The 26,221-nt window shown below is 49.3% G+C and carries 23 protein-coding genes and 1 other RNA gene; 8 read left to right on the forward strand and 16 right to left on the reverse strand.

The genetic code is table 11. The features are described from left to right. Positions 1-125: 125 nt before the first annotated feature. From CZ502_RS08610 to CZ502_RS08630, 5 genes are all read right to left on the reverse strand, one after another. Entirely contained in the window at positions 126-2,621 is a 2,496-nt protein-coding gene (locus CZ502_RS08610) for an ATP-binding protein (protein ID WP_076461589.1), read from the reverse strand. Continuing rightward, a complete protein-coding gene (locus tag CZ502_RS08615) occupies positions 2,621-3,703 on the reverse strand; it encodes a carbamoyl phosphate synthase small subunit (RefSeq protein ID WP_076461591.1) in 1,083 nt (360 codons plus the stop codon). The genes CZ502_RS08610 and CZ502_RS08615 overlap by 1 nt, the downstream gene beginning before the upstream one ends. Positions 3,704-3,787: 84 nt before the next feature. After that, on the reverse strand, positions 3,788-4,699 hold the full coding sequence (locus tag CZ502_RS08620) for an RluA family pseudouridine synthase (protein ID WP_076461594.1): 912 nt from the start codon (positions 4,697-4,699) through the stop codon (positions 3,788-3,790). Position 4,700: 1 nt separating this feature from the next. Then, entirely contained in the window at positions 4,701-5,141 is a 441-nt protein-coding gene (gene lspA / locus CZ502_RS08625) for a signal peptidase II (protein WP_438267738.1), read from the reverse strand. A gap of 6 nt (positions 5,142-5,147) precedes the next feature. Further along, positions 5,148-5,540 (reverse strand): EbsA family protein, encoded by a 393-nt coding sequence (locus CZ502_RS08630; RefSeq protein WP_076461598.1) that lies wholly within the window; start codon positions 5,538-5,540, stop codon positions 5,148-5,150. Between the two features lie 36 nt (positions 5,541-5,576). On the opposite strand from CZ502_RS08630, the gene CZ502_RS08635 reads away from it, so the two are divergent. Beyond that, positions 5,577-5,969, forward strand: coding sequence for a ribonuclease HI family protein (locus tag CZ502_RS08635; protein WP_076461599.1), 393 nt, complete (start codon positions 5,577-5,579; stop codon positions 5,967-5,969). 305 nt (positions 5,970-6,274) lie between these two features. Here CZ502_RS08635 and CZ502_RS08640 read toward each other — a convergent pair whose 3' ends face one another. From CZ502_RS08640 to CZ502_RS08665, 6 genes are all read right to left on the reverse strand, one after another. Then, the gene (locus CZ502_RS08640; RefSeq protein WP_076461601.1) at positions 6,275-7,432 is read right to left on the reverse strand and encodes a THUMP domain-containing class I SAM-dependent RNA methyltransferase; all 1,158 of its coding nucleotides are present in this window, start codon (positions 7,430-7,432) and stop codon (positions 6,275-6,277) included. Positions 7,433-7,507: 75 nt separating this feature from the next. Then, positions 7,508-7,972, reverse strand: coding sequence for a class Ib ribonucleoside-diphosphate reductase assembly flavoprotein NrdI (locus CZ502_RS08645; RefSeq protein ID WP_076461603.1), 465 nt, complete (start codon positions 7,970-7,972; stop codon positions 7,508-7,510). Between the two features lie 12 nt (positions 7,973-7,984). Further along, on the reverse strand, positions 7,985-8,803 hold the full coding sequence (locus CZ502_RS08650) for an aldo/keto reductase (RefSeq protein WP_076461605.1): 819 nt from the start codon (positions 8,801-8,803) through the stop codon (positions 7,985-7,987). Between the two features lie 343 nt (positions 8,804-9,146). Next, positions 9,147-9,517, reverse strand: an RNA gene (gene rnpB / locus CZ502_RS08655) — RNase P RNA component class B. 32 nt (positions 9,518-9,549) lie between these two features. Next, positions 9,550-9,915, reverse strand: coding sequence for a cell division regulator GpsB (gene gpsB, locus CZ502_RS08660; protein ID WP_200804231.1), 366 nt, complete (start codon positions 9,913-9,915; stop codon positions 9,550-9,552). A 72-nt stretch (positions 9,916-9,987) separates the two neighbouring features. Next, the gene (locus CZ502_RS08665; RefSeq protein WP_076461609.1) at positions 9,988-10,572 is read right to left on the reverse strand and encodes an SLOG family protein; all 585 of its coding nucleotides are present in this window, start codon (positions 10,570-10,572) and stop codon (positions 9,988-9,990) included. 155 nt (positions 10,573-10,727) lie between these two features. Between CZ502_RS08665 and recU the strand changes: the two genes are divergently transcribed. After that, positions 10,728-11,342 carry a Holliday junction resolvase RecU gene (gene recU, locus CZ502_RS08670; RefSeq protein ID WP_076461611.1) on the forward strand — a complete coding sequence of 205 codons (615 nt, stop codon included), beginning with the start codon at positions 10,728-10,730 and terminating at the stop codon, positions 11,340-11,342. Between the two features lie 11 nt (positions 11,343-11,353). Continuing rightward, positions 11,354-13,612, forward strand: coding sequence for a PBP1A family penicillin-binding protein (locus tag CZ502_RS08675; protein WP_076461614.1), 2,259 nt, complete (start codon positions 11,354-11,356; stop codon positions 13,610-13,612). Between the two features lie 129 nt (positions 13,613-13,741). On the opposite strand, the gene CZ502_RS08680 is transcribed toward CZ502_RS08675, so the two are convergent. The 4 genes from CZ502_RS08680 to CZ502_RS08695 all read right to left on the reverse strand — a co-directional run bounded on the left by CZ502_RS08680 (position 13,742) and on the right by CZ502_RS08695 (position 18,942). Then, positions 13,742-14,662 carry a DMT family transporter gene (locus CZ502_RS08680; RefSeq protein ID WP_076461617.1) on the reverse strand — a complete coding sequence of 307 codons (921 nt, stop codon included), beginning with the start codon at positions 14,660-14,662 and terminating at the stop codon, positions 13,742-13,744. A gap of 25 nt (positions 14,663-14,687) precedes the next feature. Continuing rightward, positions 14,688-15,392: a DnaD domain-containing protein gene (locus CZ502_RS08685; RefSeq protein ID WP_076461620.1), complete on the reverse strand. Its 705-nt coding sequence runs from the start codon at positions 15,390-15,392 to the stop codon at positions 14,688-14,690. 73 nt (positions 15,393-15,465) lie between these two features. After that, positions 15,466-15,984 carry a cell wall elongation regulator TseB-like domain-containing protein gene (locus CZ502_RS08690; protein WP_076461623.1) on the reverse strand — a complete coding sequence of 173 codons (519 nt, stop codon included), beginning with the start codon at positions 15,982-15,984 and terminating at the stop codon, positions 15,466-15,468. Positions 15,985-16,080: 96 nt separating this feature from the next. Beyond that, positions 16,081-18,942 carry a helicase C-terminal domain-containing protein gene (locus CZ502_RS08695; protein ID WP_076461626.1) on the reverse strand — a complete coding sequence of 954 codons (2,862 nt, stop codon included), beginning with the start codon at positions 18,940-18,942 and terminating at the stop codon, positions 16,081-16,083. A 246-nt stretch (positions 18,943-19,188) separates the two neighbouring features. On the opposite strand from CZ502_RS08695, the gene mvk reads away from it, so the two are divergent. From mvk to CZ502_RS08720, 5 genes are all read left to right on the forward strand, one after another. Then, positions 19,189-20,139: a mevalonate kinase gene (gene mvk, locus CZ502_RS08700; protein WP_076461629.1), complete on the forward strand. Its 951-nt coding sequence runs from the start codon at positions 19,189-19,191 to the stop codon at positions 20,137-20,139. Then, a complete protein-coding gene (gene mvaD / locus CZ502_RS08705; protein WP_076461631.1) occupies positions 20,139-21,110 on the forward strand; it encodes a diphosphomevalonate decarboxylase in 972 nt (323 codons plus the stop codon). Before mvk ends, mvaD begins: the two co-directional genes overlap by 1 nt. A 33-nt stretch (positions 21,111-21,143) precedes the next feature. Further along, on the forward strand, positions 21,144-22,268 hold the full coding sequence (locus CZ502_RS08710; RefSeq protein ID WP_076461633.1) for a phosphomevalonate kinase: 1,125 nt from the start codon (positions 21,144-21,146) through the stop codon (positions 22,266-22,268). A gap of 69 nt (positions 22,269-22,337) precedes the next feature. Beyond that, complete coding sequence (gene fni / locus CZ502_RS08715; RefSeq protein ID WP_076461635.1) at positions 22,338-23,381, forward strand: type 2 isopentenyl-diphosphate Delta-isomerase; 1,044 nt, start codon at positions 22,338-22,340, stop codon at positions 23,379-23,381. A 66-nt stretch (positions 23,382-23,447) separates the two neighbouring features. Continuing rightward, on the forward strand, positions 23,448-23,924 hold the full coding sequence (locus CZ502_RS08720) for a DUF1440 domain-containing protein (protein WP_076462354.1): 477 nt from the start codon (positions 23,448-23,450) through the stop codon (positions 23,922-23,924). A gap of 37 nt (positions 23,925-23,961) precedes the next feature. On the opposite strand, the gene CZ502_RS08725 is transcribed toward CZ502_RS08720, so the two are convergent. After that, positions 23,962-26,151, reverse strand: coding sequence for an alpha-galactosidase (locus tag CZ502_RS08725; RefSeq protein ID WP_076461637.1), 2,190 nt, complete (start codon positions 26,149-26,151; stop codon positions 23,962-23,964). Positions 26,152-26,221 lie beyond the last annotated feature (70 nt).

Below are 26,221 nucleotides of genomic sequence, written 5' to 3' on the forward strand. Positions count from 1 at the left end.
ACTTGTTTTATAAATTTTATCAAAAGCAGCTTATCGCATAATGTATTAACATTTGTTCCAGAAACGAGCTTTAACTAAATAGCGACTGACGAAATATCAGCTTAGCTTTTCGTCAGTCGCTATTTTTATTTCAAAAAGTGGATATGGGCACCAATAACCTTATCACTGCCAGGGTGTTCACCCGTGACCCGTAAGGCCTTAAATGGAAATGTTGTCCGGTAAGTAACTACTCCCGGATCGCGCTCTGGCTTTAAGATGGCAGCGGTCTGCTCACCAAGGCCATCAGTGTTTAACCGAATAAACAAGCCGGGAAGGTTTAAGCGGAGAACCTTTGAAAGGAAGGCAGTCGCTGTCAGCGGTAATGGCTGCACACCGACCTGCTGGTAGTCCCCTTCACCATCCTGTTCAAAGATTACCTGGTAAAGTCCGGGCTGCTGTTCATCCATCAAGGCAGCACTGGCCTGCTCACCTAATTGCTGGGTGATATTTGTCGGTAGCTCTGCTGGATAGCGGAGAGCCGTCGCCTGGTAAGTCAGCTCCGTTGGTGAAAACAGGCTTGCCATCGTCCCTAATGGATAGGCGTACTTGCCGTCATAGACAAAGTTAAAGAAGTAATGCTGGTTTTCATTATCTACCGGATTAGCCGGTAATTCATCAGGAATGACAATCAATTTTGCCTTCAAGTCATACTTCTTAAGGGCGGCCAAAAGGTTTGCATAACTGGCTGGAATAACCAGCAGCTGCGGTTGCTCAACATTGATGATCTGTAAGATGTTTTCAACCGTCGCAGGCTCAATATAGCGCTTATCCGTCAAGAGTGGGCTAAGGGTGACCGAACTTGGGTTAGAGTTAACGATAATGTTGTTGAAGCCCTCACTACGCAATTGCTGGAGCATCATCGCCACAAAGTAGTCCCCCGCATTGCTTAAGCCTAGGCGAAGGCCACCCGTCCCGATGACTAGTGCTGCCGGCTGTGGTGTCTTACTGATCTCATTTTCATCCTCAAGGGCAGAGTAAAAGCTACCTGTGTGCTGGTCAAATTCACCGGCCGACGGCTCAATCTCCTTGTACTTACTAGTCAACTGGTGGTCGACACACATCTGATAAACCTGCTCCTGGGTCGTATTCCAAAGGCTAGCAATCAGCTGGTTACTTAAGCCGTAATACTTCGCCTTTTTGAGGACCGGTTCCTTGCCCGCGTGTTCAATGATGTCCTTAATCAGCAACCGCATCTGGTTGATCTGGTCAAAGTAGAAGGGGTCAATTTTGGTCATTTCAGCAAGTTCACTGACCGAGTACCCCCGCTCCATTGCCTCAATTAAAACAAATAGCCGGCCAGCTTCTGGGTGAACCAGCTTGGCGATCAGTTGATCTTCCGTCAACTTTTTCTGGGCGGCAAGATGGAAGTCTGTCGGCTCATGGTAGCGGGATTCAATCGCCTTAAATAAAGCTTCAATACTACTCCGACCAATTCCAAAGACAGTCCCAACTGACCGTTTCTCCGTCCCTAATAAGTGACTAGCACCAGGAATAACGTCAAAGCCCCAGATCGGTACCCGGGCTGCGATGTGGTCCATCGTCGGTTCTATTAAGGCTGCGTGGTGGACATAGCTTGGCCCAAGGTCAATGTCACGTAGGTGCTTACCAAGGTAGAGCTGGGCAGCTACTAACGCAATTGGATACCCCGTCGATTGACTTGCAAAGGCAACCATTCGGTCAAAATAGGGACTACTCTTGATTACATAAAAGCGATCGCTGTTCGGATCAAGGGCAAATTGCAGGTGGTTTATCCCAACAATCCGCAGTTTTCGGGTAATCGCAAAGGCCGTGTCCCGCATATCCTGAATCTGGCGGTCAAGCAAGGTCTGCACAGGGTTGAAGGCAATCGAATCACCAGCGTGAATCCCGATTGGGTCCATGTCCTCAATCATTGCCAGCATCATCATCGTCCCGGATGCATCACGTTGGACGACCAGCTCAATTTCCTTAAAGCCGGCCAGACTCTGCTGGACAAAAACCTGTTCCGACCGTGACTGGTCAAGGCACTGCTTAACTGCATCAGCAAGTTCACTCCGGTCGTGAACAATCCGCCGGGTACTGCTACTCTTTGGCAAAACAGAGCGGATGATGACCGGGTAGCCAATTTTCGTTGCTTCATCAAGGGCGTCCTGGTAGTTATTCACGGTGACCGTCTTCTTGACCGGAGCTTCCATTTGCCGGAGGGTGCGCTCAAGTAGGACCGCGTTATTAACCTGGCGGATCGTGGCTTCAGGAACCCCCAAGATCTTGATTCCTTCCTTACGCAAGATTCCCTTCTCCAGTAACTCCTGGGTGAGTTCGAAGGCCCGCCGGTTCCCAAGCGTCGGTAAAATTGCATCCGGGTGGTAATCCTCAATAATCTTGACCAAGCTCTCTACTTTTAGCGGGACAACGCAGCCATGGTCGACCACCGCCGTGTTTTCGAGGCTAACAGAGAAAGGATTATCATCAGCAAGAATTGTTTTGACCTTTAGCTGTTTAAAAACGCGGGCAATCTGGTAAATCGCTGAGTCAAGCTCATCCCCATGCTGGACATCGTTTGCTCCCGCGCCAATTATCAAGACAGATTTGATTGCTGCCATTAATGACGTGCCTCCCTTCTCTTCATCGTGTCAACAAATTCGTCAAACAAGCCATCGGTTTCATCAGGACCCGGCGCCCCATCAGGGAAAAACTGCACCGAAAAGGCCGGATAGTGCCGATGGCGCAATCCCTGGACGCTATTATCAATCATGTCGACATAGGTGATGAACAACTGGGAGCGGTCAACTGAGTTGCGGTCAATCGCATAGCCCTCCCCCTGGGTCGCATAGACGACATGGTCAGTGATGATTTCATGGATGGGGTGGTTCATCCCGTGGTGTTCGACCGGCATCCGTTTTACTTTGGCGCCATTGGCAATCCCAAATAGCTCGTGACCAAGCCCGATCGCAAACAACGGTACCTTGGTCTGGACCGTCCGGATCATTTGCAAAACAGAAGCCTTGACATAGCGCGGGTTGCCAGGACCACTCGAAAGGACAACCCCGTCTGGGTCAAGCCGGAGAATTTCTTCAGCCGTCGCCGTGTACGGTAAAACGGTAACGTTACACTTCCGCCGACTAAGCTCCCTCAATACCCCGTGCTTTAACCCAAAGTCAACGACTACAATACTCAAGCCCGTTCCCGGGTTCGGGTACGGCTTTGGCGTTGAAACCTGGGCAACCTGCTGGTTCGTTAACACGGTGGCATGAAGTTGGTCAAAGGCGTGGTCATCAGGGACCGGGACAATGCTCCCCTTTAGTGGTTTGTTGGCTGCCCGGAGCTTATGGACTACCGCCCGCGTATCAATCCCGGTAATGCCCGGAATATTCATCTGCTGGAGGTACTGGTCAAGGGTCATCCGCCGGACGTTATTTGTCGCCACGTCTGAGAGGGACCGGACAATTACCCCCTTAATCGTCGGGACAATCGACTCGTAAATATTCCGCTGAATACCGTAGCTGCCAATGTTGGGCTGCGTGAAGACGACGAGCTGGTTATTGTAAATCTGGTTAGTGATGATTTCTTGATAGCCGGTCATGCTGGTGTTGAATACGACCTCCCCGAAGGTAACGGCGGGGGCGCCAAACCCCTTCCCAGCAAAAATCGAACCGTCTTCAAATATTAGGTATCGTGCTGCCACTTTACCACTCTCCTAAAGCACTTGTTAAAAATTGATCAAGTATTATTATGAACGTCTTTGATACTAAACACAAGGATTTGCCTATTATTGGTCAGTCTTTTCTAAATGGTCGACCATCTGTTGAAAGTAAGCCGGTAGCGGGCTGGTAAAGACCATCTCCTCACCTGTCCGTGGGTGCTTAAACCCTAACAGCCGAGCATGAAGGTACTGGCCATTTCCGGCCAGCGTCTTCCGCGGACCATACAAGGGGTCGCCTGCTAAGGGGTGGCCAATGTATTTCATATGCACCCGGATCTGGTGCGTCCGCCCCGTCTCCAACCGGCAGGCAACGAGGGTATAGTGCTTAAACCGTTCTAAAACCTTAAAGTGTGTCACCGCATGCCGGCCATCAGCGACAATTGCCTGCTTTTTCCGATCCTTCAACGACCGACCGATTGGGGCATCGATTGTCCCGCTTTCTTCCTTAATTACCCCGTGGACAAGTGCAACGTACTCCCGCTCATTCGTCTTGGCCTTCAACTGGGCAGCTAGTGAACGGTGGGCCATATCATTTTTTGCTACCATCAACAGCCCCGACGTGTCCTTATCAATCCGGTGAACGATGCCTGGCCGAAATTCACCGTTAATCGTCGACAAAGGGCAGTGATAAAGCAAGGCGTTAACCAGGGTATGGTCAGGGTGGCCCGGTGCAGGGTGGACGACCATTCCCTGGGGCTTATTAACCACAACCACATCATCGTCTTCATAGACAATATCTAGAGGAATCTTTTCCGGCTCCAGGTCGATTTTCTTGGGCTCCTCTGGCAAGATCTTAACATGGTCGCCAGTGCTTAGCTTGTACTTTGGCTTCACCTGTTGGTCGTTGACGACGACATGGCCGTCTTCTATCCAGTGTTGGAGCTGGGAGCGGGAAAACTGGGTAAAGTGATGGCCTAATTGCTTATCAATTCGCCCAGTCATTTCAGCGGTAATCGTTAGTTCAATTGCTTCTGTCATGCTAGTCCTTCTCCCTTAAAATGCAAATGATCAACCACACTACCCCGACAGTCAAGCAAACATCTGCAATGTTGAAGATGGGGAAGTTGATGAAAAGGGTCTCAAACATGTCGACAACGTAGCCCTGGCTTAATCGGTCAATAAAGTTTCCCAGGGTGCCAGCCATCACCAGGCTGAGGCCAACCAGCATTGCCCCATTTTTTCGGTAGCGCCAGATGAAATAGCTAATCACCATAATTGCAATTACGGTAATCAGCGCAAAGAAGCCCTGCCTGCCTTCAAGCATACTCCAAGCGGCCCCGTCATTGCGCAGGTTAGTCAGGGCTAATGTCTGGGGAATAACTGTCCGGCTGGCCCCCAGGGCAATCGTTGAAACAATCCAGTGTTTTAATAATTGGTCACAAATTGTTAAAATAATGATAATGACTGCAGAAAATACCAGTAACACTTACTTTTCCCCCTGCTGCTTAAGCGCTAGTTTGAGCCGGTTAACGGCCTTGGTGGTAAAGGTAAAATTGAGTACTTCCCCGTTGACCGTCATCGTTACCGTGTGCTTGGTAAACTGGGGCTGGCGGATGTCGGCGATTGGAATTACCAGGTAGTTTTTTTGTAAAAGGCGGCTAAAGACCATCTTGGTCGGCGTGATGACAACCGTCCGCCGCCGCCACTCTAGGAGGGTCAAGATGAGAAAAACCGCAAAAAAGGCGGCACTAAGCCACTGAAAATGCGTAATTTCCAACCAGATAACCAGGCCCGCAATGAAGAACAGGAACGTCCAGCTCCAGCAAATAATCGTCCCGGTTAAGTCCGGCTGGTAAAAATAGCGGGTTTCTTCTTCCATTAGGTAAATCTTCCTTTCAGAAATGAGGTGTTAATGATGATTAAGTTATATACTGATGCAGCAACCAAGGGCAATCCAGGACCGACTGGACTGGGGGCGTTAATTATCGCCGACCACCAACAGATCCAGCTCAATAAGCCCTTTGAAATCACTGATAATCACCACGGTGAATTTGCGGCTGCCCAGTTTGGCTTTAGCTACCTTCGTGATCACTTTCCGGCAACCGAAACAATCTTATTCTACACTGATAGCCGGATCTTAAGCGATGCGATTGGCAAAAATTATACAAAACATTACCAATCAGAACTCGCCGCCCTTAACGACCTGCTGAGCTACTTTGCAACGGTGGTTACCCAGTGGGTTCCAGAAAGTAAAAACCACGGGGCTCACCACCTCGCTAACCAGGCATTGCAAGAGCTGGAAAGTTGATCGCCGTCCTTGGGATTGCCGACTACCACCTTATTTTCACTTTGCACGCCAATTATAGCATATTAGAAATACCAGCTCAGCAAAAGCGCGACCGGGAGAGCTAGTTTGCGGGCTTTAGATTTTCTTGCGACAAGATACGATCATGGTTTTTAATAGACCTCAAAAGCGACAGCTCATTTTGAACTGTCGCTTTTTATATTCTTTGAAAATGCACGATGACGATTATCTAGTCCTTCAACTTTAAAACAATTGCCCCCTATTTGTCCCCTAGCGGGTTTTTAAACTCCTTACACCCCTTGTAAAGCCTAGTGCTTCAAGGGTTTGAACTTCGACCGATCTTTTTTGCCCCAGTATTGGAAAAGGTCGGTCCGTAGTGCCCCGTTGTATAGCTTACGGCGCTTCGTTGCGGGAGCCCCATAGAAGGTTTCAAACTCCATGTCGGCAGTCAAAATGTACTTGCTCCAGGTGGTCAAGGGGCGGTAGAGTGTCCCCATTTGCCGGTATAATTCCCGGACGGTCTGCTGGTCGCTCAACCGTTCACCATATGGTGGGTTGGCGACAATTACCCCGTTTACCTTATCCGTCCGCCAATCCTTTACCGCCAGCTGCTTAAAGGTGATATCATGGGTTAACCCTGCTGCCCGGCAGTTTTCCTGGGCGATATCGATCATCTGCTGGTCAATATCATATCCATGGATATCCAATTCGATATCATAATCTGCTGCTGCATCAGCCGCATCACGAACTTCATCAGATAAGCCATCCGGAACCAAGTTGGTCCACTGTTCACAGATAAACGGCCGGTTTAAGCCAGGAGCAATGTTATGACCGTATAAGGCGGCCTCGATCGGGATCGTCCCTGACCCACAAACCGGGTCAACAAAGGGGTTATCCGGGAACCAGTGGGCCAGCATCACCAGGGCAGCGGCCATGTTTTCCTTTAATGGCGCGCCCCCCTTATTCTTCCGGTACCCCCGCTTAAACAGGGCTTCACCACTCGTATCCAGGGTCAGCAGTACGTGGTCCTTATTAATTGCTACTTCTAGTGGGTAGCGGGCCCCATCTTCGGGAAGCCGTGTCCGCCGGTGGTAAGCCGAACTCAGCCGTTGAACAATCGCTTTTTTCGTAATCGCCTGGACACTCGGCACATTGTGCAGCTGAGAGTTGTGACTCCGCCCCTCGACAGGGAATTCGGCATCAAGCGGCAAGATATCCTCCCAGGCAATTGCCGCTGTCCGGTCAAATAATTCTGTAAATGTGCGGGCATCAAACTCACCGACGATAATCTTGACCCGGTCAGCAGTCCGTAACCAAACATTCGCGCGTAGCACGTCCTTCATCGTCCCGGTAAACCGCACCCGGCCGTTTTCAACCCGGGTCGTGTAGCCGAGATCTTTTAATTCCTTGCCGACTAAGGCTTCAATCCCCGCCGCGGCAGTAGCAATCAGTTGATATGTTTGCAATTTAAAACGCTCCTCAATATTATTACTATTTCTTATTCTACCTTATGTTTAACAAAAATAAAAAGCATTTAGGAATTAATCGCCAAATGCTTCTACTGATAATTTTTTATATATTTTTTCGATATCCCGAATCGTCCCCCGGGACTCAAATGCTGCAATCAGCGGCCGCCCATAATCTTTGGCGTAGGTCTTAGCAGTAATTACGTACATCTTCCCCAATGTAATATTACCGCTCCCGATAAACCCCTGGCACTTATCAATATTATGGTAGCTTTCCAAATAATCCCGCATCGGTGTTGTGAGCATCTCCGTCATCTCTGGAGTAAACTCACTTCCCCCTGTCATGTAAGTGGGGAGGATTACAAAAAATGGTGCTGTCGCCTTCTCCGGAATCGTCGCTTCACTAATCTCTAGCAACTTCACGGTCGGCCGGTCAGCCAACAGTTGGTGCTGCTGGGCGGCATAGTCTTGTAGCCGCCGTGCAAAGGAACGGACATTTCCAGAAAACGAAATGTATACAATATTAATCTCTTTTTCCATAAAACCTCAAACTTAATAATTATTCTCGTTCATTGATTCTGGCCAGCCATCAATCGCTTGATGTTGGTCCAGCGCCTGCAAAGCTGTCATTTCTGCTGCACTTAACGCGAAGTCAAAGATGTTCAAGTTATCCACCAAGTGGTTCGCGCTAAGGGTCTTAGGAATAACCACGATTCCCTCCTGGACGAGAAAGCGGAGGGTTACTTGTGCTGGCGTCTTACCGTATTTTTGCCCGATCGTCTTAAGAATTGGCAGGTCAAGCATGCCTAACTGCCCTTCCCCAAGTGGTGCATATGCCTCATGGACTAGCTGGTGGTCGCGAAGGAAATGGGCCATCCGCTTTTGCTGCCAACACAGGTGGGTCTCGATCTGGTCAATCACCGGTTTGACACTAGCATTATCAATGATGCTTTGCACCTGGGGAGCGTTAAAATTGCTCAGGCCGATCGCCCGGGTTTTTCCTTCCTGGTATGCTTCTTCCAGCGCCCGGTAAGTAGCAAGATCGTCACCAGTCGGCCAGTGAATTAATACCAAGTCAAAATAATCACCATTAAAGCGCTGCAACGATTGGTCTAACCCCTGCTTAGTCGCTTCATAACCACTAGTTTGGACCTTCGTCGTTACAAAAAAATTAGCACGGGGGAGGCCGCTTTCCCGGATGGCCTCACCAACCCCTGCTTCATTACCATAGTACTGCGCCGTATCAATTAAGCGGTAACCAGCCCGGATCGCCCGGAGCACGTATTCCGTCGTTTTCCTTCCCGGGATCTGGTAGGTCCCATACCCAATAAGCGGCATCTCAACGCCATTATTAAGTGTTACGTTCTTCATAACAATCTCTTCTTTCATGATAATCATTATAAACGCTTTCAGCAAGAAAAAGCAAATACGGCTGGAATAAAAAGGCTGGGCCGTAAAAACACGAAATTACCCTTTATTTTGGAATAAAATATGCTATACTAATTACGGTTCGATGTACCGTCGGACCTCGTATCATATATTCTTCGTATTATACTCGTTCCCCCATTAATATGTGCGGGTATAATATCTGTTTCTATGTGCTTACTTATGATACGTAAAAGAGGCTGAGGATAATCCTTGGCCTCTTTCTTTTTGCCCCTAATTAATTTTAAAAATAAAAAACCCGAGCGAACTCGGGTGCCTGGATGCAAGAGTCTGTAGGCCATGTTTTGTCGTAATATGGCCATCAGGCATGACCATATCGAGGTAATCATCTATCTCAGAGCAAAAAGCTCTCCCCTGGAATCACTTCAATTCGTTATCCAAAGCTCCCCTACCGTAGTTTGGGTTTACCGCTTGAGGGGTTTACCGCGTTCCACCAATCCGGTTTCCCGGATTGTATCGTCACTGTGGCACTTTTCAGGAATACTAGGACATAGTAAAACCGTAGCCCGTTTTTCCGCCGTCACCGTTGCCGGTGCCCCGCCTTATTTTTTCAGCGAGCACAAACACTACAGGCATCGCAGCCTGTGCGAGCATGGACCTTCCTAACACAACCAACGCTGTGCTCAATTACCCAAAACTTGCATCATTATTAACTTAATCTATGATACGCACTAAAGCAGATGTGAATCGTTGTTATTGTCACTACCGTCTAACTGGGAACCAAAAACCCGGCGTTCAAGATTTGACAGCCGCTTTAAGATATCCATGTTAGTGGCGCTTGAAACGGGCTGCCGTGACGCATTTTGCGTGTTCATTGATGAGCCGACTTCTACTTGGCGATTTAATTCGTCAACCTTAGCCCGTAGGCGTTCAGTCTCATCATTTAACCGTTCGATTTCCTTGTTATAGGTGTCGTAGTCCTTAATAACATCGTCTAGGAAAGCATCAACATCAGCTTCATCGTAGCCCTTACCAATGCTTCTCTCCTTAAATTGCTTATGCAAAATATCTTGTGGAGTAAATTTTATGTTATCCAACTTGAACACCTCAATTGTTTAGTTTGCGTAGTCCACAAACTATATTACCAAATTCCGGCATAATTGCAAGCACTAATAACCATATTTTTCCGCCCGCCGTTCTCGTTCCCGCTCCTGCCACTCCTCGGCAGCTTCTTGTAATTCATCAAAGTCAACCAGGTGAACCTGGTAGTCAGTTTGCTCACAATACTTATTAGCCGCCCGGTAATCATACTGGGTCTTCCCCGGATGTTCTGGGTCATAGATGAAGAGTGCAGCGTCAGTATGGGTCAGCATAAACTGCTGGTAATTACGCAACTGCTGGGGCGACTGGTAGGGTTTATCAGACACCTCCGCAGAAAAATCTAGCCCGGCCTTTGCTTCGGCTAGCTTCACCTGGTTAGTTTCATTCCACTGCTGGCCAAACTGGGCAAAGGGAAACATCATTGCAATCTTGAGCTGGGGATAGTCAGCTTGCAAGTCCTTACCGATCTCAACAGCCCAACGTTCACTCCCCATCTGTGGTCCGGTAATCAGCCAAAACTCATCTGCTTGCTGGTCAAGAAAGTTTTTCAACCGGCTTTTTAGCACTTCTTTAATAATTGCAACTTTCGGGTCGTTGTCCTGAAAGACGTTTAATTCGTAGCTCCGGTAGCCACTCACCCATAATCGGCGCATATTCTCCTCCATATTTTTTCAACTGGTTTCTTCTTATTTTAATCGACCTGCCAATTGTATGCCATCTCCTTGTTGCTGGCAACTTGTAATCATCTTGTATCATCAAAATGCCTTCATTCTGGTATAATATAGTCCTAGTTAGGAGAGTGATTATTGTGACCATTCACTATCCCAATGGTCAGCGACCCACTCAACACTTTCGCGCAACGCAAGAATTACCGACACCCCACCAGTCGATTTACGCTAAGCGGGGAATGTCGTTAGAGGATGAGATCAACCATAGTAACCAGTATTACCTGTCAAGACACATTGCGGTCATCCATAAAAAGCCCACGCCAGTTCAGCTGGTAAAGGTCGATTACCCCAAGCGGAGCGCCGCGGTAATCAAAGAGGCGTATTTTCGGCGCCCATCGACGACTGATTACAACGGGGTATATAAGGGTTACTACATTGATTTTGATGCGAAGGAGACACGAAATAAAAACTCCTTCCCATTAAAAAACTTTCACCCTCACCAAATTCAGCACATGCGCGAATGTGTCGCCCAGGGTGGGATTTGTTTTGCCTTCATAAAATTCACCACGCTCGACCTCCTTTACCTCCTCCCGGCAGCAGACCTCTTTCGGCACTGGGATCTGCAAGAAGCTGGCGGTCGTAAGTCGATCCTGCGAAAGGATATTGCAAAGGAAGGCTTTCAAATTCATTATCGACTGAATCCACGTTTACCATACCTGGAAGCCGTCGATAAAATAATTGCTGCAAAATCGTAAAGGAGTTTACTATGTCAAATGATAATCAGCCAACACGCAGTGATCGTCATCTCAACAATAGTGATGACGATCAAGAGCGCAATGTTGGTGGTCTAATAAAGAAGATATTGCTCTGGATAGCAGGGATTGTTGTTCTACTGGTCGTTGCTGCCGCAGCATTGTTCTTCTACTATGCTTCTAGTGCCCCCAAGATCAGTCGGAGTGATCTGAGTAGTCAGAGCATCACGACGATTTATGATGACCAAGACCGGGTTATCTCCCGGCTAGGTGCTCAAAAGCGGGAGTACGCAAAGAACAACCAGATCCCGACTACGTTGAAGAACGCGGTGGTCTCAATTGAAGACCGTCGTTTCTATAAGCACCACGGGGTTGACCCGATCCGGATCTTTGGGGCCGCGGCATCAAATGTTCTCGGCCGTTCTTCAGGAATGCAGGGGGGAAGTACCCTGACCCAGCAACTGGTCAAGCTGTCGGTCTTCTCGACAGCTGCCTCCGACCGAACGCTAAAGCGGAAAGCCCAGGAAGCGTGGCTAGCGATCAATGTCGAACGCCACTTCACAAAGTCCCAAATTATTGATTTCTACATTAATAAGGTCTACATGGGAAATGGGGTCTACGGGATGCAAACCGCTGCCCAGTATTATTATGGTAAAGATTTAGACGAACTGGACCTCTCCCAGCTCGCCCTCATCGCCGGAATGCCACAGTCGCCAACTTACTACAACCCCGATACGGGAAACATCAAGTATGCGACGCAGCGGCGAAACGAAGTCCTTAACGCCATGGTAAGAAGCAAGTACATCTCCCAGTCACAAGCAAACGAAGCTGCTGGTGAGAGTGTCACTGCCGGGCTTGATCCAGATCACGGTAATACTTCCGGGACAGATAACAACGTTAAGGAAAAGGTTGTTGACTCTTACGTCAAGCAGGTACTGGCCGACTTAAAGGCCCAGGGCTATGACCCATATAATGACGGGTTAAAAGTCCACACTAACCTTGACTTAGATGCCCAGCAACACCTGTACGATGCCGCCAACAAGTCAGTGTCCTTCCAAAGTGACAAGATGCAGACCGGGGTTGCGGTTACTGACCCTCACAATGGGCAGATCGTTGCCATGCTTGGTGGCCGTCACACCGGTAATGTTGTTTACGGCCTTAACCGGGCGGTTCAGACCAACCGGAGCTCTGGTTCGACCGCTAAGCCGCTGATGGATTACGGTCCAGCCATCGAGTACCTTCAATGGCCAACCTTTAAGCAGATCCAGGATACCCGCTTCGTCTTCCCTGGGACCAACAGTGTACTTCATGACTTTGATAAGAAGTACAAGGGTTCAATGACGATGCGCGATGCCCTCGTGCAATCACGGAATGTCCCGGCTATCCGGGCACTACAAGCGGTCGGCCTTGACCGGGCAACCTCCTTCCTCGGTGGCTTAGGAATCTCACAAAAGGACCCTTACACCCTCCAAAACGGGATTGCCCTATACATCTCACCACTGCAAGTTTCAGCGGCCTATGCTGCTTTTGCTAACGGTGGTACTTACTATAAGCCGTACTACATCAGTTCAATTACCACCCAGGACGGAAATGTTAAACAGTTTAGTCCTAAGGGGAAGCGAGCGATGAATGAAGCAACTGCCTACATGATCACTGACATGTTAAAAGGGGTCTTCACTGACTCTCAAGGTAGCGGTACCGCTGCAAGGATTGATGGCGTTAACCAGGCCGGGAAGACCGGGACGACTAACTACCCAAGTAATACTGGCCAATCTGGAGTAATGGACTCCTGGATGGCTGGTTACACCAAGAACTACTCAATTGCTGTCTGGACTGGTTATGACCACCCGTTAGAACCAGGGGCAAGCATTTCAGAGCAGTTTGAAAAGTCCGCCCAGTGGCTGTACAAGGACCTGATGCAGTTCCTTGACAGTCGCAACCACGCCTCTGACTGGACAATGCCTGACACGGTAGAAGCCGTGAAAGTCAAGGGCAAGCGCCAGTTAGTAATCCGTGATTCTAAGTGGGCCCTTGAGTATACAGAAGATAATTCACCAGAAAGCAGTTCTGACTCATCCAGTTCTGAGAGCTCTTCATCTTCCGACTCTTCTGCAAGTTCTAGCGAGAGCCGGCCAGAAGAACGGAATGACAGCAACCGTGAATCATCATCTTCCTCAAGCGCACCAGCTAGTTCAAGCTCAGCGCCAGCCCAAGCCAGCTCAAGCGGACCGGCTGCTCCAGCGAATACCCAGCCAAGTGGCGACCAACATTAAATATTAGTTAACAAAAAGGGAATGGCAATTTTCACGCTTTGCCATCCCCTTTTTTATTAATAATTGAGCGGATTTAAAAAGCGCAGTGATGACGAAATTCTTCATCACTGCGCTTTTTCATATCAATCGTCACGACTCCATTGCATGCCGGCGCCGGCCATTTTGCAAGATGTAAACTGCCACGATTACCAAGATAATCCCAACAATCTCCACCCAGTTTAACTGAAGATGGAAAAAGATCACACTCAAAAGTGAGGTTGTAATTGGTTGGACGGCATCCATGATACTTACAACATCAGACGGCGCATACCGGGTCGCATGAAGCAAGATCCCAAACGGAAGGATCGTTCCAAATAAGACCACCGTTGCTACCGAGGCAACAAGAGTCGTTGAAATGTGTGGTGGGTTGACCCAAAATGGCCGGTATAAGTTGAATAATACCCCCGCAATCATCGTTCCCCAACCGAGGACAACAATTGGTGGATTATCCTTCGCTGCCCGTTGCGGGAGGACAACATAGAAGGCAGCGGTAATCCCGGAACCCAGCCCCCACAAGAGGGAAACCAACGGCAACGCCAACTGGGTAAAGTTCCCCCGGGTGATGCACAAGGCGACCCCGATTAAGGCCACCACGAAGGCGACAATATCACTTCTAAACGGCCGCCGCCGCATGAAGACGATCCCCCCGAGGACGATGAACAGTGGTGATAAGTACTGTAAAATCGTTGCTGCAGAAGCATTCCCGGTCTGAATTGCATAGTAGAAAGTCAGTAAGTTCGCCATCAGCCCAAAAAGCGCATAGCTAATAACTGATAGCGCCGTGGCCTTCGTCTTAAACACATTAAAAATCTTCTTACCATATAGGCAGGCACTGATCACTAACAGGATCACACCAGCCGCAAATGTCCGCATTGAGAGCATCCAGGTCGCTGGAATGGCTAGATCTTGGGAAATCAGCTGTAAGACTGTCCCGGAAATCCCCCACATTACGGAGGCAACCGCCGCCCAGATAATTCCTTTCATGACTAAATGCGATGATGCTTTGTTCATTTTAATCACCTTCAATTATTAATTTTTATTCACCTAATTTATATATCGGAATTTTCGGCCCATTGAGGGTCTTCTTTTTCGCCGTTTGTTTAGTGGACTGGCGCTGTTCAAACTGGCGTTCATGCTCATTAATGTCGCGTTCTGTCCGTAAGCCCTGCCGGTCCCAGCTCTGCAAAATTCGGTCGATGTATTGCAGGTTAAGGGCGCTGTTCATTACTGCTTGCCGCAAAGCCAATTTGATCATCGCCGCAGAATAGTTATCCTTATCAAGCCAGTCGTTAACGATCTGTAGCTCCATCGAGGATAATGGACGACCAAACTCTGCTTCTAACTGGTTAAAGGTCAGTTCCCGCGCAGTTGCAGTTTCTTCCTGCTTAACCGTCGTTTGCTCATGGTCATCGAACAAGGCGAGCTTATTGATTAGGAGGCTAAAGTCATAAATAGCGTCCTCCTTACCGTCTGCCAGCTTGCGTACCCGCTGCTCCGCTAACTTATTGGTCATCATCTGATGAAGCTGCTCAAATACCTGGCGTTCATTGGTCCCCAGGTGCTTAGCAATCGTCCGAATATCCGGGTTCATCACCCCGCGCTCCTGGTAAGACTTAAACTGCAGGTAAAGGACAAACTGCGAAGTCGTCATCCCCAGCTCCTTATAGTGATGCAATAAAAGATTGCTGATATTCGTCTCCCCTGCCTGCAAGTAGCGCTGCAGGACCTGTGTATCTGCCATTGAATCACTCCCCTATCGTCATAAAACAAAGGGCCTGTTGGCTTCTAACCACAGTCCCCGTTGCTTTCAATAATTACAGATTATTGATATTTTGAACATATTTACCAGTCTTAAAATTGATTAGATCGTAACACAAATTACCTTTTTTGTTGCGATACGTAACCTCCCAGACGGCCTTATCATTAAAAATCCCTGGGGCAACCTTCAAAATCTCTTGCGGCTGCCGGTTGTTAACCGTCATCTGCCGGGCTTGCTCTTCACTAATTCCGCTGGATTGCTTTAAGACCACCATCTTACCGCCCTTTTGCGGGACAATCACAATGATCGGCTTGTTTTGCTGGTTCTTTCCCGTAATCGCATAGTAAGTACTTTCCCGATTATAGATGTAAAAGTGCCCCGGCGAGTGGAGGTGGGCATACCGCTTTGCTAGCGTGACGGTCTGTCGACGAGCCGAATTACGGGGCTGGTTGCTGACCGCGAAGACACTCCACATAATCAACAGAATCAATAAGATAGCAATTAAGAGGTTGCGAATCGTCCGCAGCGATGCGCCACGACTCTGTGCACGTTGAACTTCGCGTCGACTTTGCATACGACTCTTCCCTTCTTATACCTAATTTTTATAAGTAATAATGTCAATCGTTTTTGATTATACCAGAAATTATGCCAAAAAGTTGATAAGGTTTCTTTAACTTTGCTTTTTATGCTGGTGGGTAAAAAAATCCTTTGTTGTCGCGACAAGCTCGTCAGTCGCCACAGTATCAACCGGTAAGGCCGCCGGCAGGCTGTTGAGAATCGTCTTCCCGTAACGGCGGGTAGCGAGTCGCGGATCAAGAACAACCGCAATCCCCCGGTCATCGGCTGTCCGTAATAAACGCCCGACTCCCTGTCGCAAGCGCATCGTCGCCTTGGGAAGCTCCGCATGGTAAAAGGGGTTCTTTCCCTGCTGGCGGAGCAGGTTGTTATGCGCCCGGTTCATGATTTCATCAGGCGAATCAAACGGCAAGCGAGTGATTACCAATAATTCCAGGGCCGATTTGGGCAGGTCAATTCCTTCCCAAAAACTGGAGGCACCAAGGAGGATTGAATTGGTTCCCCCACTAAACTGCTTAAGGATCTTATCCCGACTCCCCGTAATCCCCTGGGCCAAGATGTCCCGTTGGTCAAAGAGGTCGGTCTCCCGGAGCTGACTGTATACCTGCTCAATCATCACCAACGAATTAAAGAGGATCATCGTCTGGTAGTCCGCATCCTTGGTCAACTTGTAAATCGTTGCACTGAGGTACTTGATGTAGTCGCTATTATTGCGCGCATTTGGCACGGGGGCATCGCTTGCAATCAACAGTTTTGCATTATGCTGGTAGTCAAATGGTGACGCGAAATGCTTCGTTAGGGTGTTCTCCCGCTCAAGGTCGAGTTGGTTATATAGGTACTGCGACCGTGACGAGGTAAAGAGGGTTGCCCCCACGAACAGCGGCTGCGAAAAGTATGGATAGACATTTTCGGTCAAATAGTGTTTAGCCTCCAGTAGTCCTCCACTTAACTGAAGGGTACTACGCTCAGCCGACTGGCGAATCGTTACCCAAAAGGCCGCCGCATCCCCCTGCTGTTGCAAGGTTTCGTTAAACTCATTTAAGGTCTGGTCCGCCTCGGCAAGTTTGACTAACTGACTCTGAAATTGACTCATCAAGTAGCGGTCACTTAATAGCCAGCGGTCAGCCTGCTGGGTAAAGAGATGGCTAAGGGCCGAGAAATGTAACTGGACACTGCTTAGGGCCTGTTCTAGTTTCATCATCACCGGCCCACCGATATCGAGCAAGTCAATCAACTGGTCATTCGGTAGCGGTTGTTCAATCAGCTCGTTTTCTGAATTGCCAGCGGAATTGGCCATAAATAGTCGGTAGAGGGCCTGCTGGAAGAGGTCGACCGCCTGCTCAACCGCAGCCAGGTCCCCCCGCAACAACTCCACATTGTAGCTACCAAGAGCCTGGTCTTCAAAAATATCATCAAGGTTACGGTCGCTACCGTGGCTAACTAGCCCGGTCATCACGTGAACCGCCATCCGGAGCCGCTGGAAACTAAAGGTCCGCCGCGACCGGCGCAAAATGTTATCACTGAGGTGCTGCGCCTCGTCAACCACCAGATAAGGCCGTCGTGTCCCATCACCTAGCTCCTGGGCATGGGCAACTAAGTAGGCGTGGTTGGTGATAATGATGTCCGCCTGGTGAAGCCGTTTTTCCCGGCGAACAAGAAAGTCATCATTATAGTAGGGGTTATTATTGTTCAGACTCCTAATCCCCTGGTGACGAATTTCCGTAAAGTAAGGCGACTGAAACGAGTTGAGGTTTAACTCATCGAGGTCCCCACTCTGGGTTGTCAACAGCCATACGAGGATCTTCGCCTTCAACAACTGAACGAGCTTAGAGTCTTCAATGATACTCAGTGAGTGCACAAACCGTGCCAGGTCAAGGTAGTGGCTGTTGCCCTTGACGATTACGCTATTCAGCGTAAAGGGCAGGACGTCATTTAACTGGCTGATTGTTGTATCGATGATTTGTTGTTGCAAGACATTCGTTGCTGTGCTAATCACAATTTTCTTATCCGGGTGAGCAACATAGCTCAGGGGCAACAAGTAGCCAAGAGTCTTCCCCACCCCAGTACCAGCCTCCACGATCATGTTCTTCGGTGCTTCGTGGGTGTAGTTATTGTAGATGCTATTCATCATCTTTGCCTGGACCGGCCGAAGCTTGAGCGTCTTGCCGTAGAGACGTTCCTTTGCCCGCTTAGTTGCTGGATACTTATTTTTCTTTTCCCCATTAGCGGTCGTCAGTGGCCGGGACTTATGTAAAACAATCCCGTTGGAGACATACAAGGCCTCACTTAGGGGCTGGGGATTATGCCGGCGAAATGCCAGCACACTATCAAAAACGCTTGCCGTTTGCTGGGGCAAGTCGAGTTTTAACTGAACAATCTTTTCCAGGGTCAGGGTCGGCAGCTGGCTGACCTTATGGAGTAAGTCCACTAGTAAATGGGCCGTCGCCTCTGCATCCGAAACCGCACTATGCGGGTGGTCATGCTCAATGTGTAAGGAGCTGGTCAGGTCACGGAGACGAAAGCTCTTGGCAGTCGGCAGTAAAATCTGACTTAATGTCACCGTGTCAATGGCTTTGATTGGCAGAGACGGGTAGCCCGCCCGCTCAAGCTCCGCGTTTAGAAAGGGAAAGTCAAAGTTGACGTTATGGGCGACAAAAATTGTCCCCGTTAATAAGCTGTAAATGGTCCCCGCTACGTCCTCAAATAGCGGCGCTGACCGGACATCCTTATCCTCAATTCCGGTCAACTGCACAATTGAACGGGGAATCCGCTCGCGGGGGTTGACCTTGGTCTCAAAATGATTGATGATCTCACCATCTTGGACCAGGACACAGCCAATCTGAATGATCCGGTCACCATGATTGACGTTCGTTCCGGTCGTCTCTAAATCAACAACTGAGTAGATTGGCGCCTTTTTATTACGCTTTTTTGTGCGCTGACTACTACGCTGTACCACAATATCACCATATTTCTCCGAAGTTATTATTTCTAATATAAATAATACACCATTTCAGCCGATTTTTTGAAAATTTACACCGAACAAGTAGTTAAGTTAGGTTAAAATATTTAGATTTGGTAACATTCGCTGCTGTTTTTCGCTAATAACAAACTTTTATGCTATGATGAACTGTGGAATTTTGGGGATGCGATGCCTACCGTGGCCGCCCCATTAACGAATTTTTAAGTAGAAAGTAGGTTTACGATGGTGAAACAACAAGGGATTGGTACTAGCCATGCGAAAATCATTTTAATGGGTGAACATAGCGTAGTATACGGTCAACCAGCAATCGCCATGCCATTGCCGAGTGTTCAATTAACCGTCACCATAACCAGTCGGCAAGACCACCAGCATATTGTCAGAAGCCGTTATTTTGCTGGGGCGCTAGATGACCTTCCCGCAGCAATGGCTGGCATTAGCAAGCTAATCAACGAGTTAATAAGCCGCTTTGCTGGTCAAGATGATGGCTGGGACTTAACAATTGAAAGTGATCTCCCCGCCGAACGCGGAATGGGATCTTCAGCAGCCAGTGCAGTCGCAATCGTCCGCGCTTTTTTTGATTACTATGATGAACCGCTTGACCGGCCTCTTCTTTTATCTTTAGCAGATATTGAGGAGCAGGTCACCCACCGGAGCCCCTCCGGCTTAGACGCAGCAACGGTTAGCTCTGACGACCCCCTTTTCTATGTTAAGGGCCGGATCGGGGTGCCGATTGCCATGGACCTTCATGCTACCCTCGTAATTGCTGATACTGGTGTTAAGGGGGCGACAAAGGAAGCCATCATGGCGGTCAAACATGAACTGGTCGCTAACCACGATGACGCCCAGGACCACATCGTGCACCTAGGTCAGCTGGTGGATGACACCCGCCAGTTGCTCCGCGATAACGAGGTAATTAAACTTGGTCAGGCCTTTGACGCGGCCCAGCAGGACTTACAAGCCCTCCAAGTCTCTGACGACGCCCTTGACCACCTAATTAAGGTTGCCAAGGAAAACGGTGCGCTCGGGGCAAAACTTACCGGTGGTGGCCGGGGGGGTTGCATGATCGCCCTAATGCAAACTGCGATGGGTGCCCGGCGGTTAGCAAGCATCTTATTAGAAAACGGCGCACACCAGATTTGGTTACAGCCACTTGATAAGCGAGGTAATGATTAATGGCAACTGCCAAGGCACATACAAATATCGCCCTTGTTAAGTATTGGGGAAAAAGCGACCAAGAGCTAATTCTGCCGCAAACATCGAGTCTCTCCCTAACCTTAGACGAGTTTTTCACCACGACCAAGGTCAACTTTGACGACCAGCTTACTAGCGACCAGGTCATTGTTGATAACCAACAGCTTGACGAAAAAAGCGCGCGCAAGGTCGTCCACGTCTTAGATATCGTCCGCCAACTAAGCGGTCGACAAGCCTTTGGCCGGGTTGAATCCCATAATAACGTCCCGATGGCAGCAGGACTGGCCTCATCGGCGTCCGCCTTTGCTGCCCTTGCCGGCGCCGCAAGCACTGCCGCGGGGCTTTCATTATCCCGCCGCGACCTCTCCCGGCTAGCCCGGCGCGGGTCCGGGTCGGCAACCCGGTCGATCTACGGTGGCCTGGTGGAATGGCAAAAGGGAACTAACGATAAGGATTCTTACGCTATCCCGGTGATGGAAAAGGTCGACTTCCCGATCGAGATGATGGCCGTTTTAATAAATACAAAGAAGAAAAAGGTTTCTAGTCGTTCTGGAATGCAACTGAGTGTAACTACTTCTCCCTACTATGATGTTTGGCGGCAGGTAGTCGCTGCCGATATGGTGGCAATTAAAAAAGCAATTGACCAACGTGACATCAACGCGATCGGTCATATTGCTGAGGAAAATGCCCTCCGAATGCACGCCCTCACCCTTTCTGCTGACCCTGGTTATACCTACTTCAATGCCGAGACGTTAACCATTATTAATGCGGTGAAAGACTTGCGCGCAGGGGGGATAAACTGCTATTATACGATGGATGCCGGACCAAACGTCAAAATCATCTATGATCGAAAGGACCGTCAAGCAATAATTGGCGCCCTTAGTAAGATCATCAGTTGCGACCGGCTAGTGGTTTCTCAGCCGGGTCCGGGAATTAAAATTTGGAATGATTAAGGATTAATTGAAAAATTAAGGGGACTTTAAATTTTGATTACTGAAAAAGCACCGGGTAAATTGTATATTGCCGGTGAATACGCTGTTGTTGAAAATGGGTACCCGGCAATTCTCGTTGCCCTGGACCAGTTTGTTACGTGTTCAATCGAGGAGAGTGCTGACGAAGTTGGCCGAATCATCAGTCGCCAGTACAACAATGACCAATTATCATGGCGCCGGATGGGTGATCGGATGGTGGTTGATAAGCGGGACAACCCGTTTTCATACATCCTATCAGCAATCAAGGTGACCGAAGAGTACGCCAAGACCTTTGGCCGGACCATGCGGATTTACAACATCCACATCGACAGTCAGCTTGACAGTGCTAACGGTCGTAAGTACGGATTGGGCTCCTCAGCAGCCGTCACCGTCGCAACCGTTAAGGCGCTCTGCCGCTTTTACAACCTGCCCGTTGACAAGGACGAGCTCTTTAAGTTAGCCGCCATTGCCCACTTTGAAGTTCAGGGAAACGGCTCATTAGGTGACGTTGCTGCCTCCGTTTACGGTGGCTGGATTTCCTACCACTCATTTGACCGGCAGTGGTTAGCCCAACAGCGGCAATACCTTGACTTACGCAGTATCATTGAACTGCCATGGCCGGACCTCAACATCGAATCCCTACATGCTCCCCAAAACCTGGAGCTTCTAATCGGGTGGACGGGTAAGCCAGCATCGACTTCCCAGCTGGTTGATAAGATTTCTCTGTTCAAAGCCCGCCGGCAAGATGAGTATCGCCACTTCCTTGACAAGAGCAAGGACTGTATTCAACGGATGGTCGATGGCTTCCACCGCCAGGACCTGGAGACGATTAAAAATGAGATCCGTTATAACCGCGACCTCTTAAAGCAACTGGGGACCAATTCCGGGGTCAACATTGAAACGAGTGCCCTAGAAAAGTTATGCCAAATTGCCGAGAAGTTTGGCGGAGCTGCCAAGACCTCTGGTGCTGGCGGTGGTGACTGTGGGATCGTCGCCATCGACAGCAACACCAACTTTGGCAAGGTCTTAAAGAGCTGGGCGAAGAACCACATTGAACAATTGCCCCTCTCCGTCCACTTTATCGACAGTGCTAAGAGTGTAAAGGCGTCCGTTAAAAACCACCTCACATCGACAAAATAAGGACTGATAACAGCTGGGAGGAAACAGTGTTTTCTGCCGGCTTATTTTTATAAAAAGGAGGTTCCCACGATGGAATCACGTCACGCACAGCGTAAAAACGAACATCTTTCCCTGGCTGCTAAGTACTATGATGAGGCGCATTGCAACCACTATTTTGACCAGGTCCGCCTGATCCATGACAGTCTGCCAGAGATTGCAACCGATGACGTCGACATGCACGTCCAGCTGGCAGATGACTTAGAGATTGAACAGCCATTTTATATCGAAGCAATGACCGGTGGGAGTGAGCAGGCCTATAAAATCAACCAGCAGCTCGCCCGCCTGGCTAAAAAGCACCACCTAGCAATGGCAACGGGATCATTAAGCATCATCAGTAAGGACCCGGCCGCTTTTTCTTCCTTCGACGTTGTCAGAGAAGAGAACCCGGACGGAATCGTCTTCGCTAATTTAAGTGCCACTGCTAGCAGCGAACTCGCCCGAGAAGTGATCGACATGCTTCACGCTGATGCCCTTGAACTGCACGTCAACGCCGCCCAGGAACTAATCATGCCAGAGGGTGACCGTGACTTCAACTGGCTTGATAATATCCAATCGTTGGTCAGTGAACTCGATGTGCCAGTCATCGTGAAGGAAGTTGGTTTTGGGATGAGTAAGACGACCATCGCCAAGCTCCAGACCCATGACGTCCACCTGATTAACGTCAGCGGCCGGGGCGGAACCAACTTCGCAGCAATCGAAAATCGGCGAAACCATGACGTCAACTTTACTAGCCTGCTTGGCTGGGGGCAAACTACCCCTGAATCTCTGCTGGAAGCCCACGCAATCCGCCGGGGACGGACAGAAATTATTGCCTCTGGAGGGGTTGTCTCCCCACTAGACGTGATTAAGTGTGGTGTCCTCGGTGCCCGGGCAGTCGGGGTCGCCGGCTATTTCCTAAATGTCTTGCAACACGACGGCTATGACGCCCTCGATCGGGAGTTAACTGAGTGGTCAACCATTACGCGCCGCCTCCTTGCCCTCCTCGGCTGCCGGTCATTTGCCGAGCTTAGCCGGGTGGAATACGTCTTAGGCAGTGAACTTTTATCATACGCCCAGCAGCGGCACCTACGCTAATTAATTGAAATTCATTTCCGACTTGATAAAATGGGAATATAAGTAAAATCGATGGACGGTGATAACATGAAAAATATTAGTTTAGGTAAGGCAATTACGGTCGGCGTCGCGGCGGGAATGGTCGCCGGTCTCGTCAAGATTGGCTGGGAAAACATCTTACCCCCACGGACACCCGAGCGAGACCAGACCAACCCACCCCAACGACTATTAGAACAGTTAGGGGTGCCTGCAGAAGTCACCCACGCGACCTACACCTACTCTGGTCAACAGCTTCCCTGGGTGAGCTACCTGGTTCACTTTAGCTTTTCAGCTGGGTTTGGCGTCCTATACAGTGTTGCTGGGCAACTGACCCCTTGGATCAAAAAGGGCCACGGGGTACCATTTGGTTTAGCTGTTTGGGATATTTTCCATGTACGCTTGATGCCACTGCTTGGTACCGTTCCGGCAGCCAAGGACCAGCCTGTCGAAGAACACGTCTCCGAGATTCTCGGTCACGCCTTATGGATGTGGACGATTGATGCCCTGGTTAATAGTAAAGATTAAAAAAGTGCTCGACGAATGATCGTCGAGCACTTTTTTATTAGTTTGCTTTAAAGTAATGTACTTCGGATAAAAAGTCCCCCGTGTGCGTTGGGTCACGGAACAAGCCGAGGTTCATCAGCTCGTCTCCACCATAAGTCTGCCCCGTCATTTCATCATGGTAATCCTTCGTCGGGTCAAGGTTTGCCATCTTGGTATTATTGATTTCAAAACGGTTAGTGTGCAACTGCTTAAACATGAAGAGCAGCGCTTCTGATTTGTCAGGGCTGACAAATTCCCAGGCAACCGTATTGCTATCAAATGGACTCTCCAAGCGGATAAAGTCACCGTACTGGATCAGCTGCCGGTGGGCCTTATAGAACTTAATCTGTTCCTTCACCATTTCCCGGTCCTCATCGCTGAGGTCAGCAAGGTCAAGCTCATAGCCAAAGACCCCACTCATCGCAACATCTCCCCGCATCTTAAAGCTCGTTGACCGACCGGTTTGCTGGTTTGGTGAAACGGAGACGTGAGCGGTCATTGACGATACCGGGTAAACCAATGAAGTCCCATACTGGATCTTCAACCGTTCAACGGCATCCGTGTCATCTGACGGCCAGCTTTGCGGCATGTAGTAGAGGATTCCGGCGTCAAAACGGCCCCCACCACCGGAGCAACCTTCAAAGAGGATGTTTGGATAGCGGGTAACCAGTCTCTCCATCAAGTCATACAGCCCTAGGATGTAACGGTGGCTCACTTCCCCCTGGTGGTCTGCTCCTGCCGTTGCCGAGAAGACCTCTGTCAGGTTCCGGTTAAAGTCCCACTTGATGTAATCAATCGGCACGTTATCGAGGATCTTGCACATCTGGTTGAAAATGTTGTCAACCACTTCCTTGCGGCTAAAGTCGAGGACCAATTGGTTTCTGGAAAGGGTCATCCCCCGCCCTGGTTCATGCAGGGCATAGTCAGGGTGCTGCTTGTAGAGTTCGGAGTCAACGGAGATCATTTCCGGTTCAAACCAGAGACCAAACTTCATCCCGCCGTCATGAGTTTGCTTAGCGACCCGTTCGAGGCCACCGGTCAGCTTATTTGTGTTAACAAACCAGTCGCCCAGTGAAGAGTTGTCATCATTACGGTGACCAAACCAGCCGTCATCAAGGACAAACATTTCAATCCCTAGTGGCTTAGCTTCCTTGACAATCTCATCAAGTTTTTCGTCATCAAAGTCAAAGAAGGTTGCTTCCCAGTTATTGATCACGATTGGCCGGTCAGCGTACTGGTACTTCCCACGGGCAACCCGTTCACGAAGTAAGTGGTGGAAAACCTGCGACATCCCGTTTAAGCCGTGCTGGCTAAAGCCGATAATTGCTTCCGGTGTCTGGAAATCATCCCCCGGCTTTACCGCCCAGTCAAAGTCATACTCATTGATCCCGGTTAATAGCCGAATCTGGTCGATCTGGTCCTTTTCAAGGGTAAACTGGTGGTTGCCAGAGTAAACAAGCAACACTCCCATCGCATTCCCCTGAAACTCGTCAGTATCCTTGTCAACTAGGGCAACAAACGGGTTCATGTGGTGGGAGCTGGAATTCCGCCGGCTCGAAAACTCAGTAATTCCCCGCCGGAGGGCCTGCCGCTCTGGCTGCCGTTCGAGGGCATATTGTCCTGGCATTGAAACCACGTCGTAGTCATGCTTAGTCAAGTCAAGTTGCATTGACGCAATCTTTTCAATATGCACTTCCTGGTCGCTAGTGTTTACTAAACGGGCGTTTCGCGTAATTACTGGCCGGTCCTTATACAGGGTGTAAGACAGGATAACTTGAACATCCAAGGTCTTGTCAACAAGGGTGACTTCAAGAGTCTGGGCCTCGTCATCATCCTTAACGTATGATGCTGGTAGGCCAGCCAGTTTAGGTTTGCCGTCGACAATCTTATATGATTCATAGCGGAAGTCCGTCAGACGTGAGCCATTGGCAGCCCGGATAACAATTGCTGGCACCCGGTAGTCCCCAGTGTTGTTCCCTGAATATTCTTGGAGGAGGTCATCCTTTGAATAGGTCCGGTCGAGAGACTGTGGTAGGTTCCCAGAAAAGCCCCGGTCAACCCGTGGGTAACGACGCTCACCATGGTAGTGGCGAATCGCGGGACCAAAGTAAAGGTGGCTAAGGAGGTTTCCTTCTTCTACTGAAAAGATGTAAGAAATATCCTTGTTTTTAAGGTGAAATACTTGCTGTTGCTCGTCAAATGTAATCATAAATTGCAACCCCTTTCGCAAATTCATTTTCATGATAAACGTTTACCCAACGGCGGTCAAGCGCTTTCAA

Source organism: Limosilactobacillus caccae, from assembly GCF_900156885.1.
GTDB lineage: Bacteria > Bacillota > Bacilli > Lactobacillales > Lactobacillaceae > Limosilactobacillus > Limosilactobacillus caccae.